At 43.8% G+C, this 15,123-nt stretch carries 15 protein-coding genes; 10 read left to right on the forward strand and 5 right to left on the reverse strand.

All coding sequences use genetic code 11. The features are described from left to right. Positions 1 to 416: 416 nt before the first annotated feature. Both speB and speA read right to left on the reverse strand, forming a co-directional pair. Complete coding sequence (gene speB, locus BB427_RS23030; protein ID WP_069023511.1) at positions 417 to 1,337, reverse strand: agmatinase; 921 nt, start codon at positions 1,335 to 1,337, stop codon at positions 417 to 419. A gap of 3 nt (positions 1,338 to 1,340) precedes the next feature. Continuing rightward, positions 1,341 to 3,254, reverse strand: coding sequence for a biosynthetic arginine decarboxylase (gene speA, locus BB427_RS23035; protein WP_010604539.1), 1,914 nt, complete (start codon positions 3,252 to 3,254; stop codon positions 1,341 to 1,343). A gap of 269 nt (positions 3,255 to 3,523) precedes the next feature. On the opposite strand from speA, the gene BB427_RS24820 reads away from it, so the two are divergent. The 8 genes from BB427_RS24820 to BB427_RS23070 all read left to right on the forward strand — a co-directional run bounded on the left by BB427_RS24820 (position 3,524) and on the right by BB427_RS23070 (position 9,896). After that, on the forward strand, positions 3,524 to 3,655 hold the full coding sequence (locus BB427_RS24820) for a hypothetical protein (RefSeq protein ID WP_302622143.1): 132 nt from the start codon (positions 3,524 to 3,526) through the stop codon (positions 3,653 to 3,655). Positions 3,656 to 3,746: 91 nt separating this feature from the next. After that, positions 3,747 to 4,589: an alpha/beta fold hydrolase gene (locus BB427_RS23040; protein ID WP_069023513.1), complete on the forward strand. Its 843-nt coding sequence runs from the start codon at positions 3,747 to 3,749 to the stop codon at positions 4,587 to 4,589. Between the two features lie 62 nt (positions 4,590 to 4,651). Then, positions 4,652 to 5,041, forward strand: coding sequence for a hypothetical protein (locus tag BB427_RS23045; protein ID WP_069023515.1), 390 nt, complete (start codon positions 4,652 to 4,654; stop codon positions 5,039 to 5,041). Between the two features lie 3 nt (positions 5,042 to 5,044). Continuing rightward, positions 5,045 to 5,689, forward strand: coding sequence for a DUF6058 family natural product biosynthesis protein (locus BB427_RS23050; RefSeq protein ID WP_069023517.1), 645 nt, complete (start codon positions 5,045 to 5,047; stop codon positions 5,687 to 5,689). Positions 5,690 to 5,876: 187 nt separating this feature from the next. Further along, a complete protein-coding gene (locus BB427_RS23055) occupies positions 5,877 to 7,007 on the forward strand; it encodes a type 1 glutamine amidotransferase domain-containing protein (RefSeq protein ID WP_069023519.1) in 1,131 nt (376 codons plus the stop codon). Between the two features lie 19 nt (positions 7,008 to 7,026). Continuing rightward, a complete protein-coding gene (locus BB427_RS23060; protein WP_254663695.1) occupies positions 7,027 to 7,911 on the forward strand; it encodes an alpha/beta hydrolase in 885 nt (294 codons plus the stop codon). Beyond that, positions 7,911 to 8,612 (forward strand): response regulator transcription factor, encoded by a 702-nt coding sequence (locus tag BB427_RS23065; RefSeq protein ID WP_069023523.1) that lies wholly within the window; start codon positions 7,911 to 7,913, stop codon positions 8,610 to 8,612. Before BB427_RS23060 ends, BB427_RS23065 begins: the two co-directional genes overlap by 1 nt. A gap of 21 nt (positions 8,613 to 8,633) precedes the next feature. Further along, a complete protein-coding gene (locus BB427_RS23070) occupies positions 8,634 to 9,896 on the forward strand; it encodes a sensor histidine kinase (RefSeq protein WP_069023524.1) in 1,263 nt (420 codons plus the stop codon). Between the two features lie 81 nt (positions 9,897 to 9,977). Here BB427_RS23070 and BB427_RS23075 read toward each other — a convergent pair whose 3' ends face one another. After that, positions 9,978 to 10,673 carry a hypothetical protein gene (locus BB427_RS23075; protein WP_069023526.1) on the reverse strand — a complete coding sequence of 232 codons (696 nt, stop codon included), beginning with the start codon at positions 10,671 to 10,673 and terminating at the stop codon, positions 9,978 to 9,980. A 243-nt stretch (positions 10,674 to 10,916) separates the two neighbouring features. Between BB427_RS23075 and BB427_RS23080 the strand changes: the two genes are divergently transcribed. Next, positions 10,917 to 11,768: a GNAT family N-acetyltransferase gene (locus BB427_RS23080; RefSeq protein ID WP_069023528.1), complete on the forward strand. Its 852-nt coding sequence runs from the start codon at positions 10,917 to 10,919 to the stop codon at positions 11,766 to 11,768. A 6-nt stretch (positions 11,769 to 11,774) separates the two neighbouring features. Here BB427_RS23080 and BB427_RS23085 read toward each other — a convergent pair whose 3' ends face one another. Further along, positions 11,775 to 12,671: a LysR family transcriptional regulator gene (locus BB427_RS23085; protein ID WP_069023530.1), complete on the reverse strand. Its 897-nt coding sequence runs from the start codon at positions 12,669 to 12,671 to the stop codon at positions 11,775 to 11,777. 109 nt (positions 12,672 to 12,780) lie between these two features. Here BB427_RS23085 and BB427_RS23090 point away from each other — a divergent pair, with 109 nt between their 5' ends. Next, complete coding sequence (locus tag BB427_RS23090) at positions 12,781 to 13,536, forward strand: SDR family oxidoreductase (RefSeq protein ID WP_069023532.1); 756 nt, start codon at positions 12,781 to 12,783, stop codon at positions 13,534 to 13,536. A 24-nt stretch (positions 13,537 to 13,560) separates the two neighbouring features. Here the strand turns inward: BB427_RS23090 and BB427_RS23095 are convergent, their stop codons facing one another. Beyond that, positions 13,561 to 15,102 (reverse strand): sensor histidine kinase, encoded by a 1,542-nt coding sequence (locus tag BB427_RS23095; protein ID WP_069023534.1) that lies wholly within the window; start codon positions 15,100 to 15,102, stop codon positions 13,561 to 13,563. Between the last annotated feature and the right edge of the window lie 21 nt (positions 15,103 to 15,123).

The raw sequence follows: 15,123 nt of genomic DNA on the forward strand, positions 1-15,123 counted from the left end.
GAACCAAGAAAACGTCGCCCCAACATCACACTTAATCCTCAAATCCTAAGTCGATATAGTGCAACCGTCTTGTAAGGCACGTCCATGATGCCAGACAAGACTTAGCCGACATCCTGTCGGCACATTGCATATCGGCTTACGCTTTTCGGGTGTGATGAAGGGGATAAGTTGCTTGTATGAGCTTCTACGGTTTTAGTGATTAAGCTGCTTGCAGGTATTGCAAAAACTATCAGCGTAGCATCTCTTCTAATCCACAGTGCAAATAGTTTTGTGGGAGGCGGTTCACCCGCCGAGAAGTATGCTTTTCAGGTGTGACGAAGGAGAATAAGTTGCATGTGAGATCTTCTACGACTTTACAGTAAACCCCAAACAAAAAAGCCACCTTGTTAAGGTGGCTTAGTCAAACTTGCATCTGGTTATTTATGCTTTACAGCCCACAGGTGCAGTAGTTCGTGTGCAATGGTGGCGGCGGCGATTGCAGTGAGCTCGCTTTGGTCGTAGGAAGGGGAGACTTCTACTACGTCCATGCCTATCATGTTTAGCCCTTGCAATGCTCTTAAAATCTTCAGCACTTTGTCGCTGGTTAGACCGCCGCAAACTGGGGTGCCGGTGCCTGGTGCGAATGCTGGGTCTAGACAGTCGATATCAAAGGTTAAGTACACCGGCAAGTCGCCAACGCGTGCTTTGATTTGTGCTGCTATTTCTTCGGCACTTAAGTCGTTTGCTGCCATAGCGTCAATCACGCCAAACTCGTGGCCTTGCTCTGTGTACTCGGTTCTAATGCCAATTTGCATTGAGTGCTCTGGGCTTATTAGGCCTTCAATCGGAGCATGATAGAACATGGTACCGTGATCATAGCGTGAGCCGTGGCTGTACGTGTCTGTGTGCGCATCAAAATGTACAAGCGCCATTTTACCGTGAATTTGCTGGTGAGCACGCAGCAGTGGCAGGGTCACAAAGTGATCGCCGCCTAGGCTTAATAGCGTTTTGCCTTGCTGCAAAATTTGCAGAGCAGCTAGCTCGAGTTGCGCAGTGAAATACTCAGGATCGCCAACTGGGTAAGTGAAATCGCCAGCGTCCTGAAGTTTAATTTTGTCCCACAATGCAAATGACCAAGGGTATTTTTTACTTTCCCAAGCTAAGTGCACGGATGCGCGACGGATTGCATCTGGACCCAAGCGTGCGCCTGGGCGTCCAGAGGTTGCCAAGTCAAATGGCAAGCCAAGTACCACAACGTCTGCATCAATATCTGTGATATTGCGTACCATTGGCTGACGTAAAAACGTCATGCCGTTGGAGTACAGAGAATGATCAGTGTGATCGAATAAGTGGCTCATGGGTTAAAAATCTTCCAAATAAGTATAGCCGTCAAGGCCGGTTTCAAGCTCTGCTAGGCAGGTAGCTCGTTCTTCAAGCGGTAGTTTGCTTTCAACTAGGTTGGCAAAGTTACGCTTAAATTGTTCAACATCAAGGTGTACATAACGCATCATATCGGCAACGGTGTCACCCGCATCCACATTACCAAGCGACAATTCGCCCTGGTCATCTAATGTGGCTACAACGGTGTGGGTGTCGCCAAATAGGTTGTGCATGTCACCTAAAATCTCTTGGTATGCACCCACCAAGAAAAATCCCAATAAATAGGGTTTATCTTTGCAAAACTCTGGTACTGGCAGGGTGGCTTCAATACCTTGGCCATCCACATAATGCTCCACCGTACCGTCAGAATCACAGGTAATATCCAGCAATACCGCGCGGCGCTTTGGTGCCTCTGTTAGCCCGCTGAGTGGCAGGACAGGGAATACCTGTTCAATACCCCAAGCGTCTGGCAAAGATTGAAATAGCGAGAAATTCACAAAGAATTTATCCGCAAGCTTAGCACTGAGTTCGTCAATAATTGGGCGATGGAAACGGTTTTTGTTGTCCATACGCTTGTTCAGCTCATAACATACACGCAAGTTTACTTGCTCCGCCCATGCTCTTTGCTCAAGGCTTAATAGGCCCATCGCAAATTGGCTGTGTACTTCTGCCAAGTCGCCCTGCGTATCATGAAAAATTTCAATCAACGCGCGGTCATCACTCTGCTCGTTGAGCGCCTGCCAAGACGTCCACATATTGTGTAGCAGTCTTGGGGCGTCACTTACTGGTGCAGTTATCTCTTCTACTTGATAGCTTTCGGTGCCAATCACATCGGTGATTAATACCGCGTGATGCGCCGTTAGCGCACGACCCGACTCAGAGATGATCTTTGGCATTGGCTGATTGTATTGCTTACAGGTATCGCCTACGGTGTAAACGATGTTGTTTGCATATTCAGCTAAGCTGTAGTTCATCGAGTTGGACGACTGGCTACGCGTTCCATCGTAATCCACTGCAAGTCCGCCACCTACGTCTAAATTCAACAGGTTTGCACCTAAACGGCGTAATTCGCAGTAGAATCTAGCGGCTTCACCCACACCAACGCGCACATCACGAATATTGGCCATTTGCGAGCCTAAGTGAAAGTGCACCAGTTGCAGCGCGTCTAGCATGTCAGCTTGCTTTAATTGGTTAACAACCGTAAGGACTTGCGATGCAGACAGACCAAATTTGGACTTTTCGCCGCCGCTTGCTTGCCATTTTCCTTTACCTTGTGATGCCAAACGTACGCGTAAGCCTAAACGAGGTTTAACGTTGAGTGCTTTGGCTTCTGCCATCACGATGTCGAGCTCAGAACGCTTTTCTAAAACGATATAAACCTGATGGCCTAGTTTTTCACCGATAAGCGCAAGACGGACGTATTCTCTGTCTTTGTAGCCATTGCACACGATCACTGCGCTGGTTTTTTCACTGAGCGCCAATACGGTAAGTAACTCAGCTTTACTGCCAGCTTCTAAACCAAGCTGTTTTTTATCGCTGGCCGCTTGGCTTGCGATAAGCCCCTCAATGACTTCTTTTTGTTGGTTTACTTTAATTGGGTAAACCAATAAATAATCTTCTGGGTAGCTGTAATCAGTAATCGCCTGATTAAACGCACCAACAATATTATGTACGCGCTGTTCTAGAATTTGTGGAAAACGCACTAGCGCAGGTAGGGTATAACCCTCAGATTTAATTTGTTGTGCAATGTTTGTCAGAGTTACGGCGTGCTGTGGCTGCTGTTGGTTCGGCATCGCAGTAACCTCTCCCTGATCATTAATACCAAAGAAGCCTTGGCTCCAGTGGCGCACGTTGTAGCATTCACGTGCTTGCTCAGAAGAGGTAAATTTGGTCATTCAAGTTCCTTAACGTAAGTTAGAGTTCAGCCTGCAGTGCGCCATCAATGGCGGCTACTCACTGAGTGATAGGTCTCATTAATTTTCGCGCATTAGACACAAATAGAAAGTCTCAGTCTAATGAGTTATTTTGCTCGTCAAGAGTGACAAATCTTACCCTCAGTTTAGTTGCGCTATAACGGGAATTAAGTGAGTGTAAACAAGGAGTAGTAAATTCTACTCTCGGGTTTTGTAAGCTAACATTCCATCAAAGCGCAAGATTTGCATCGATGACAATCAAGATTATTTATATCGCTTTGCTTGGTGTGCCTTTGCTTATTTTTGACGTTAAGCTTAGTCGTCGAGAAGGTGGTATCTTGTTTATGGGTTATGTAGCTTATTTCATTTATACGTTGAATTAATAAAGTTTCAGAAGTTTCTGAAACTTTATTGCGTTTATCGAGTAAACTAATTTAGTATGTTATTGGGAAAACTTAAAAATGAGAAAGGACAATGAAAACAATAACATCAGCAGTACTCGGACTCGTCGCTTACAGTTCAGTGGCCAGCGCCAACCAATCAGTTCATGAACACGATTATCAATATGTGGAAATAAACGGCAATAAACTTGCCTATGCTTGCAAAGGAGAGGGAGAAACAACGGCACTTTTACTTGCTGGAATGGGCCTTGATGCTCATGAAACCTACAAAAACACCATTCATAACATAAATCCAAAAGGCTATCGCTTATGTTTTTATGATAGAGCGGGCACCGGAAAAAGCACTTTTGCGAAGCCTCGAGTACGGACTATGTTGGAGCTTACACAAGAGCTTGAGGCATTCACTCAAGCCACTAAAATGGATAATTTGGTACTTGTACCTCACTCTTTTGGTGGTTTTGTTGCAAGAGCCTATGCCAACCGAAACCCTGAAAAAGTGAAAGGGATGGTACTTATTGATATCGCTCATGAGTCTTGGTATCACAATATGAAAAGTAAGATGTCCAAAGAAGCATGGAAGATTATGGATTGGATCATCAACTGGGAGCGAGATACTCATTCATTAGAAGATTTGGAAGAAGCTTCTGCCCATACAGAGATGTACAATATCAACCGAAAAATGCCAGTTACGATACTGTCGCGTGGGATCCCTCATGTTTCTATTCGCTCTACTGGTATGAGCTATGCCGATGTTGATGTTTATACTCAAACTTCAAAAGACTCCCAAATAAAGCTGCAAGAAATTGGCGATAATGTTACGCCCATTACCATGAAATATGCGTCTCACCTGTTTGATGAAACAGATCCATTTATTGCCATCAAATATATTGAAGAAATGGTGAAAAAGGTACAATAATATTTTTTACGCAAAGGGTTAGCGGTTATACTGCTGCTAACCTAACTAACAATAATAAAGCAATGTTCTCTCATCACATAATCAGTTCAAAAATCACGACTTTCTTAGTAGCTGCAGCTGGCTTTGCAGGGGTGGTATTGTCAGTACTGGGTGTATTTAACCATCCGGAATTGACGTTAATCCTCGACTTTACAGCAAGCTTTTTATGCTTGATGGTTGCGTTTAAGTTATATCAAAAGCAACTCAGGGCCTTAAGCTGGGCTGCGGTGCTCGGCGCGCTTATGTCCATTGGCGTAGTCGTTGATGATACGCTAATCCAATTTTCATCAGGGCTGCTATTAACGGTTCAGTTGAACCTAGAAACCATAGCCGTAAACATTAACTTGCTTGGCTTGATTATCATCGCGACTGCGCTCACGGCAAAAATAAAGCTAACTAATTCAAAGGAATAATCAATGGAGCTACTTACCTATCTGCAGACGCATTTTATTACCAAAGAGACTTTGCTACGCGAGTCGCAGTTATCCCATCTTGAATTGGCTATGCTAATTGAAAAGCGTTTGATGCCAAAAGCCGCCTATAAGTTAGCATTAAAGCTTGAATGTGACTCTTTCTTTGGCGAGCACAGTGATGAAAGCTGCCTAGAATTTTATCCGCAAGGCACTTTAGTGTGGCTTGGTGCTGTGTCGCAAGTAACGGATGAAGCACAAGCCTTTGCACTCTTTAGTAAACGTTATAAAAACCAACTGCATAGATTAAAAGCGCAAGGCTTTAATCCGCGAGATGCAAAACTGGATCAAAACATAGACGCTCACTTAGAAAGTGAATGGCAACACTTCCTTGGCGGTATTTACGGACTTTGTACTAAAACGGGTTTACCTGAAGATATTGCAAATAAAGAAGCCGCTATCGTTATCATCAATGAGTATTTGGCACGAGATGAACGCTTGAGCCCAGATGAACTAACCAACCTTCACCAAGTGGTCGATTTATTGGATGAGGCCAGTGCCTTATTCGCGCCTCATGAGCGTGAACGTAGCTCACGCAAGCGCTTAATAGACGACGTAAGAGCAAAGTTTCCAAAGCCTTTAACATCATAATTAACTGTTTTTCACTTTTGAATAATACCAAATGTATTAAGTAAATGAGCTATTTCATTCTTCAAATTGATTAGAGAATTAATTCAATTGGTATAATGTGAATTGACTTCACATCCACTTCACACCTGTCCGCATAAAGTGTCTGTAACAAAACAACACAAGGGTCAACAGGCCCGAGGACAGGATGATGAACAAATCACTATTAACCTTATCTCTCGTTGCTGCGTTGTCAGCAACTTCAATCAATGCGGTTGCACAAGATAAAAACACACCTCATGTGCTCATGGTGCTCAGTAGTTATGGCGAAATGGGGGCTGATGGCACCTTAAGCAAACCTGGATTTGAATTTGACGAGCTCAGTAAAGCATATGCCGTGTTCAAACAAAATGGCGTAAAAGTCACCTTAGCCTCGCCAAAGGGCGGTGAACCATTGGCTGATAAGTTCGATAAGAACAAATCCTACAATCAAGCATACAGTAACGATACGACAGCGATGGCGCAGCTTAAAAACACTAAAAGACTGCGTGAGTTAAAGCCCGCGCAATTCGATGCTGTGTTTGTGGTTGGGGGCAAAGGCCCGATGTTCGACTTGCATGACTCCAAGCCATTACAGGCAATTATTCGCGATATCTACGTTAAAAACGGTGTAATTGGCGCGGTGTGCCATGGTCCAGCGGCATTGGTGGATGTAAAGCTTGAAAATGGAGAGTATTTAGTCGCTGGTAAGCGAGTAAATGGTTTTACTAACGAAGAAGAAGCAGCGTTTGGTAAAAAATGGACCAAACAGTTTCCATTCCTACTTGAAGATAAACTCATTGAACGTGGTGCATCGTTTGTGCAAGACGGGTTGATGTTGAATCAGGTAAGTATTGACGGTCAATTGATCACAGGGCAAAACCCTTTTTCTACGGTAGATACCGCTAAAACGATGGTTGCAGCACTTGGTCTTACGGTAAGCGAGTTACCGCGTTTCAAAGACGATGAAAGTATTTTATTGGTAGAGCAGTTCTTTTCCGATAGCAGCAAAGCGAAGGCGCGTTATTTAGCGGATAAGTCATCGTTTGACCCTATGTTGCTCGGGATCTCTGGTTTATATCAAGCGCAGCATGCGCAAACTGCTCATCAACTCGCAGTGGCCGTTGAGTTGATGCAATTAACCCTTACAGATATTGATCACCCTATGCTGTACGAAGCGCTAGTAAATGCACAGCTCAAACTAAATGATATGTCTAGCGCAAAATCCACTTTAGAAACAGCGCTAAAAAAGCACGGTACGGCTGAGAATCTGATAGCACTAAAGGAGAAAGTTTATGGTTAAGCAAAGCTGGAGAAAAACAATGTTAGTAGTTACTGGAATTATTGCAGGCGTTGCCGCTGTTTGGTACGCAGTATTTGGATTAAAGCCATATAGCGTTACTATAGAGGAATTAACGCAAATATATAGCTATGAGCAAAAAGCGGTGGAGGTAAAGCTATCGCCATTAAAAGCTAATCACCTTGCGCTTGAGTACAAAACGTTTGATGGTGATAAAGTCAATGGGCATATTCTCTATCCAAGTAATTATGACGCGACTACACCAATTCCAGTTATGGTGGGTGTCCACGGTATGGGTCGAAGTGACGTGCGCTGGATACAAGAGAGCTTTAAAGGACGCGACACATACGAGCAAACGGATGAACTTACCAAAATGGCGCTGGCAAAAGGTTATGCTGTTATTGCTATTGATTCGAGAAACCACGGTAAACGTAAAAACCCAGACTATAACCTGATTGATGTTATGCGTGATATAGATTGGTGGGGAAAACGTGAACCATACGAAAACATGGTTATTGATTCTGTAAAGGATCACAGGGTTCTGATTGATTGGATTGCAACCCAACCGCAATTTGATCAAAACCAAATCAGCGTTGCAGGATACAGCATGGGAGGTCAAATCAGTTTAATTTTAGCTGCACTGGATAAACGAGTAGATAATGTGTTATCAATTGTTCCGCCTTACCTGACTAACGCGGTGGCTCGAGTGGCGATTAAAAACTTTGCGACTGCCGTTGACTCTCCTAAGGTGTGGTTGGTCTCGGCAGATGACGATGAATACGCCAGCGAGCGTGAAAATGAAGCATTATTCGATGCCATCGCGAGTGTTAAAAAACATCACGTGGTCGTAGAAGGTGAGCATATCTTGCCTGAAGGCTACTATAAAAAACTACAAGGCTGGTATTAATGAAAACAAGCTCACAACTCAATATTTTAGTGATTGAGGACAACCCCGCGATTGCAAGTAATATAGCTGATTACTTCGATATGCAGGGACATAGTTTGGACTTTGCCTATACGGGAGAGCAGGGTTGTGAGCTTGCTTTAACGCAATATTTTGACTGTATTATTTTGGATATTATGCTGCCAGATATTGAAGGACTTGAGGTCTGTCAGCGATTAAGACTTCAAGCCGACAGGCATATTCCCATCATCATGTTAACTGCTCGAGATACTTTGGACGATAAATTAGCAGGATTTGCGCAGGGTGCGGATGATTATCTCACCAAACCTTTCTCGCTAGAGGAGCTAGCTGCTCGAGTCAGCGCATTAACTTGCCGATTAAATCCCACTCCTGCTGCAAGAACACTAATTGTAGGGGACGCAGATAAACAGGTTACGCTCAACTATCAAAATCAAACGGTAACACGAGGTGAAACTGTACTCGTGCTACCGCCCATATTGTTCAATATTCTTAAAATTTTGATGGAAAGTTACCCTCGAGCGGTATCAAAGAGTGAGCTCGTTGAGCGTATTTGGGGCGAGGAGGGCACTGACTCGGACTCTTTACGGTCACACATCTACCAATTACGTAAAGCGGTAGATAAGCCATTTCCAACTGCCATTATTAAAACCATTCACAGCGTTGGCTTAGTGCTGGATTTATAGCTGAAATTGCAACTGAGAAAAATGAAAACAAAACAACTAAGAAACCGCATCATCACTTATTTTGTCTCTATCGTCGTGTTGCTCAGTGTATTATTTTCACTGATCACTTTGCTTTTTAGCTACATCATAGAAGACAGTTTTTTTTATCAAATTTTAGAGGATGAAAGAAAGCAGATAGCGCTTCAAATCGTCAATAACGAGACACCAAAAGCACATTTTGACTTCGTCACATTTCATCCTACAACCGACACTTTACCCGCGGTGGTAAGAACGCTACTCGCTGAGGAACCAAACCGTAAAGAGTTTAGCGCTGAGGCGGGTAAACATTATCATATCGCCTTTCTAAACAAGGATGACCGTGGACAAGGTTTATTGCTTGCTGAAGTAAGTGGCCATCTTGTGGTGCGCGAACTTCGAGGCTTGATGCTTGGTTTTTCACTGACCTTATTGGTGATTGGATTAGTAATAGCGCTATTGCTAGCGCTCGGTACGGTCAAGCTGGCAAAAAAATTACTTAAACCTTTGGATGAGCTTATGGTTATTGTAGAGGCGAGTCCCGTTGAAAACCTACCGACCAATTTTGCATCTCAGTTTTCGCAAAATGAAATTGGTAAATTCGCACAAACGCTAGAATCAGCCCTTGCTCGCATTCGAGCATTCGTTGAGCGTGAACGCCAATTTACCAGAGATATTTCCCATGAATTGAGAACACCTGTCACCATTTCCCAAGGGGCGGTTAGTTTACTCAACCACACTGAGTTAAACAGTAAACAGCAAGAGCTGGTGGCAAGGATAGCGGAATCTGACCAGCAGATGCAGCTAACATTAGAAGCGCTACTTGCCCTTGCCCGGGAAAAAGCCGATACACCGGAGCAGACTAATTTACAATCCGTGATTGAAGCTTGCATTATTAATAACCAAGCGCTGTTTGAGCATAAAGTCCTAAGTATTGACTTACCTGGCAATGTATTTGTTCCCATGGCCGCGCAGGAGCTAAGATTGGTAGTGCAAAATCTGTTACAGAACGCGGTACATCATAGCCAAGGTGAGCAAATTCATATTCGTTACAGAGATAATACACTAACGATTGCGGATAATGGTCAAGGGTTACCAGAGATCTTTACGGCAAACGAGCAAGCCTTTGAGTCTGGCATGCGGGGTCCTAATAGTTTAGGTACTGGCATTGGCTTATCGCTAGTAAAGCGTCTTTGTGAGAAGTTTTCTGTAGAGGTGATGATTGAAAGTGGCGAAACGGGTGTGTCGGTTCACTTAAAGTTTGCTTAGGGTTGTTGTTGACCTGACCCAACACAGAATGAAAAGGCACGGCGACTTCCGTTATCGTGCCTTGAGAGAATTTAATTGAACTTAAGAAAACTCGGCGATAACCAATACTCTCTTGTGTTTAGCACTATAAAAAACAATCCCTTCGCCACCGCCCTCAAAATAAGTGGAGAAGCAGAAGGTGCCAAGGTACGCAAAATCTACGTTATGCTCTTCATCAAAAAAGCCAATTTCGCGAGTGGAGTAGTGGCTGTAATTCTCGCCACTTTGCTCATCCATAGCGTCAAAATAGCGCGTTTCATCGTCACCTTCTTCATCCCACAAATAGGCGTCCCAATTGCAACCGAGTATGGGTTGGCCACCGAATTCAAATAACGGAACGCTTTCATCATTTTCGTCAAGAGAGTAGTTAAGTCGTTGATGTTTGGCGTAGAAGCTGGCTGCTTGCTGATAGTATTCACTATAATCTTCAAAATCCTCCTTCTCTTCACTTAGGTTGTCAACATTGTGAGCGTCAACTTGCCACCCATTGTCTGTCAGTGAGTAGGAGATATAAGGAACGTCGCCATCAAAAATCTCCATAGAAATCGGTAATGCGATAAGTACATTGTCATCACTGTTTGCGTCTAACTTTGAATAGGCAAGTAGTCCTATTGGTAAGAGCTGATTGTCATTAAACGCGACATCTTGGCTACTCGGGAATGGCTTGTAAAAATCAGTCGCTTGTAACACTTTTGTCGCAGGGCATGCGAGCGCCGAATCTTTAATGTAGAGGGCCATAAAACAACTCCTTTTTATGGTTTATTTTTTTTGGTAATTAATACGTTAGGCTTATATTTGGTGCACACCATATAGCGATGCGTGTGGAAAATCAATTAGTGATAATAATTGTTCGGGTGTTAGTGTGCCTGTCCTTTATATTTTCTCCAAATTTGTAGCTTATCATGCTTATGATAGGGCCATTGCAGTGCTGGATTGTCCGCTATAATACAAACTACATCAGGTGAGAAAAGTAGATACGCCATGGAAAATAGAACATTTAAAATAAAAGTAATGGATCTAACTGAATTAGAAATTGCAGCAAAGTGGGCTCTGCAAGAAGGGTGGAACCCTGGGCTTAGCGACGCTAAGTGCTACTATCAAGCCGATCCAAATGGCTTTTTAATTGGCTATCTAGGCGATGAACCTATCGCTTCGATTTCGGTGGTTAAGTACGATGATTCATTTGGTTTTTTAGGCTTTTATATCGTTAAGTGTGAGTATCGAGGTCAGGGTTATGGGATGCAGATTTGGCAAGCTGGACTTCAATATTTAGCTGGTTGTAACGTCGCACTGGATGGAGTGGTCGCGCAGCAAGAGAATTACAAAAAATCGGGTTTTAAGCTCGCCTATCGCAATATTCGCTACGAAGGTGTGGGCGGTGGCGAAGCGCCAGATAGCACAAACTTAGTGGCACTTGAAAGATTACCAATAGAAAAGGTCATTGCGTACGACAGTGCGTTTTTCCCAGCCAAAAGAGTAGCCTTTGTTGATGCTTGGATTAACCAGCCAAACTGCCACGCTTTAGGCATTAAACAGGATGACACTCTTGTAGCCATTGGTGTGATCCGCCCTTGTCACGTCGGCTATAAAATAGGACCTCTTTACGCTGATAACGTAGAACTTGCAGAGACACTCTTCTTAGCGCTTAGGTCCAAGGTATCAGCAACTGAGGCCATTTATTTGGATGTGCCAGAAGTAAATGCAGCTGCTGTTGCGCTTGCACAAAAGTACAAGATGTCGCTTTCTTTTGAAACCGCGAGAATGTACACCGGTGAATGCCCAGATTTGCCATTAACGCGAGTGTTCGGGGTAACTTCGTTTGAAATTGGTTAGTTTGATTCAATCGAAGCGGTATTGCTGATAGGTTGAAGTCAATAGCTCAACAAACTCCCGTACCTTTGCGGGAGTATATTGCTTCGACAAGTACAGTGCGTGAATAGGATAACTTTCATCGTGTAGTTCAGGTAGTAGCTGTACACAACTGCCCATAGCTAATTCATCTTTAAATGCCCATAGCGGCCCGTAATGCACACCAAGGCCAGCGTTTACCCAATTTTTTAGCACTGCAACACTGTTGGCGATGAGTTTACCACTTACCGCAACGGCCTCACGATGCAGGCCTTTACCGAGAATGAGCTGATCACCAAGCTTAGGTTTATTGTAAAAGATAAAGTCCAGTTTGCTTAAATCGCTAAAGCGTTGTGGCTGTCCCATGCGTTCAATATACGATTTAGAGGCCACCAAGACCCGTGGTACATGGCCTAGTTGTCGGCAAATCAAGGAGGAATCATCCAGTTTGCCAATCCTAATTGCAATATCGATTTGTTTAGCCTTGAGATCTTCAAAATGACTGCCGAGCAGTAACTCGATATTGAGGTCTGGATAGGTAGTTATCATGGTTTGTACCACAGGAGCAATGAAGCGCTCAGCGAAGTCGTGTGGAGCTGCAACCCTCAATGTCCCAGAAGGCACTGCTGAGGTGCCTGAAATCGATTCTTCTAATTCCCTTTTTTCATCTAGTAATTGCTTTACGCCTTTATAGTACTCAAGACCAACTTCGGTTGCGGCCGTTTGCTTGGTGGAGCGCTGTAAAAGTTTTACTCCTAATCGACTTTCTAAGTTTGCGAGCTTTCGGCTTACCGAGGAGGGATCGGTACCTATCACTTCAGCCGCAGATTTGAGGCTGCCAGATTCAACGGTAAGAACAAACAAATCTTCTTCAGTAATCGATTTCATAGCGGATGTAAAAAATGCAATTAGTAAATGACTAAAATCACTATACCTGTATCACCTTCACCTAGCTACACTAAAAGTCGATTGAATATTTCAGGTAGGAGAAATAGGTATGTCTAAGCAATTAACAGGTAAGGTTGCGTTTATCACAGGGTCAGCCAAAAATATGGGGAAGGATTTTGCCATTGCGCTGGCAAAGCAAGGCGCTGATCTTGTCATTCACTATCATAGTGCGCATTCTAAACCACAAGCACTTGAAACCCAGAAGGAAGTTGAAGCGCTGGGTGTTAGAACGACGCTAGTACACGGAGATGTCAGCAATAAAGCGCAGGTAATGAATATATTTGAGCATATTATTAGTGAGTTTGGCGGCGTAGATATCGTTATCAATAATGCCGGTACTATCAGCAAAAAACCGTTTGTTGAATATAGCGAGGAAGATTTTGACAGGCTATTTGGGATCAACTGTAAAGGGGCATTTTTTGTGATGCAAGAAGCCGCTAAACATATTCGTGATAATGGTCGGATCATTAATATGGGCACTTCGCTGCTGGCAGCATTTACTGGAAATTATGCGCTCTATGCTGGCTCAAAAGCACCACTTGAGCATTTCACTCGTGCGTTGGCAAAGGAAATCGGACATCGAGGTGTGACCGTCAATACCATCGCACCAGGTCCAATTGACACTGACTTTTTCCATGGCGAAGAAAACGAGCAAACCGTTAATTATTTGCAGTCTGCAAGTGTAATGAAGCGACTAGGGCAAGTAGACGATATTACCCCAGCGGTGCTTTATCTTGCATCGGAGCAATCACGCTGGACGACTGGACAAACCTTGTTTGTTAACGGAGGCTTTGTCACTCGTTAAGTATGCTATGAGGGCACAAGTTGGTTAGGCGGTTTGTGCCAACGTTTTGTTTGCCAACAAGATGGTAAACGTTGTGCCATTTCCGGCTTTGGAATTGACTTTTAAGTCACCTTCTAAATGTTTTTTGACGAGATTATAGGTGACGGAAAGTCCAAGCCCGGCATGACCATGTTGGCGAGCTGTGGTGTAAAAGGGCTCAAAGATCCGGTTTAGGACCTCATTACTCATACCGACGCCTTCGTCTTTGACTCGAATAAATATTTTATTGTCAGTGATCTCTAAACGAACAGCGGCAAACGGCTGGGTGTCGCTATCATTACTAAAACCATGCACTCGGGCATTCTCTAGCAGCTGCAACAAGATTTGCTGTAGCGCCTTAACGTTGATTTTGACCAGTTGTTCCAGTTTTCCTGTTGCGCTAAATTCAACGCGCATCTTTAACTGGAAACGGGCCGTTTGTTCGCAATAATCGCGAATAACGGCTTCTAGGTCGACAAGTTGCTCGACGTCAGTTTCTTGCTCTGCGGAGATATTCTTGAACTCTTGTACTAGCTTTGCCGTTTTGCCGAGATTTCGCTCTGCGATAGACAACCCAGAATCCAATGCTGCCATAATTTCTAAAAACTCAGCGTGCGACAAACGCTGCGCTTTCATGCCGGTTTCCATCACATCCACTTGCTCTTGGCAGGATGACACTGCGGTAATCGAAACGCCAAGTGGGGTATTTACCTCGTGAGCCAATCCCGAAACTAAACTACCTAGGCTCGATAATTTTTCCGCCTCTACCAGTTGCTGGTGGATCACATGAATGTGGCTAAGGAGCTGATTGATGGCAAGGCTAACATCAGTCAGTTCATTGTGGTTATCAATGTCGATACGTTTTTCGAGACTCGAGCTCTCAATAATGTGATTGATTTGCGAGCGAATATGATTGATTGGATGTTGAATAGAGCGATATAAAGCTAAGCCAACGGCGATTAAGCTCACCAATACAATCACAGAAAAAATAATGAGCAACAACTTTAGTTGGCTAAATTGTTGCTCGGTTTGCTCCACAATACCGAGTGCTACGTCATTTTGTACCTCGGTGAGTGCTTGTAGTGATGCAGTTAACGGATCGAACTTTTCATAGAGTGCAGTAACAAACTGATTTTGTGGAATAGCTAAAAATGTCCCTTGATTTATCGTGCTTTGAAGCTTGGCAATATGCGTAAATACGGCCTGCATTTGGAACTCAATGAGTTCAACTTTGACTTGCTCCGCCGTCACCAAATAAGTGTTTAGATAGCTTTGCCACGCGTCGTTCATGACCCGAGTAGCATCAGCTATTTGCACCAGCACCTCGTCTTTGGAGACCAGCCCTGCACGATACTTATGAAGTATGTCGACAATCTGAATCGCACCGTGATCTGATACTTTTTTTATTTGAATAAGCGGTACAACACGATCGGCGTATAGAGATTCTACTTCTGACTCAAGGTGAGCGTAACGGTTAAAAGCATATCCAAGCAATAAGGCAAGCGCAATGACGGGAAACACAATTAGCAGCCATAATTTATGGCGAATATTAGGGCCTGTTGATCTTTC

Origin of the sequence: Pseudoalteromonas sp. BMB, from assembly GCF_001709235.1 — a bacterium.
Lineage (GTDB): Bacteria > Pseudomonadota > Gammaproteobacteria > Enterobacterales > Alteromonadaceae > Pseudoalteromonas > Pseudoalteromonas maricaloris.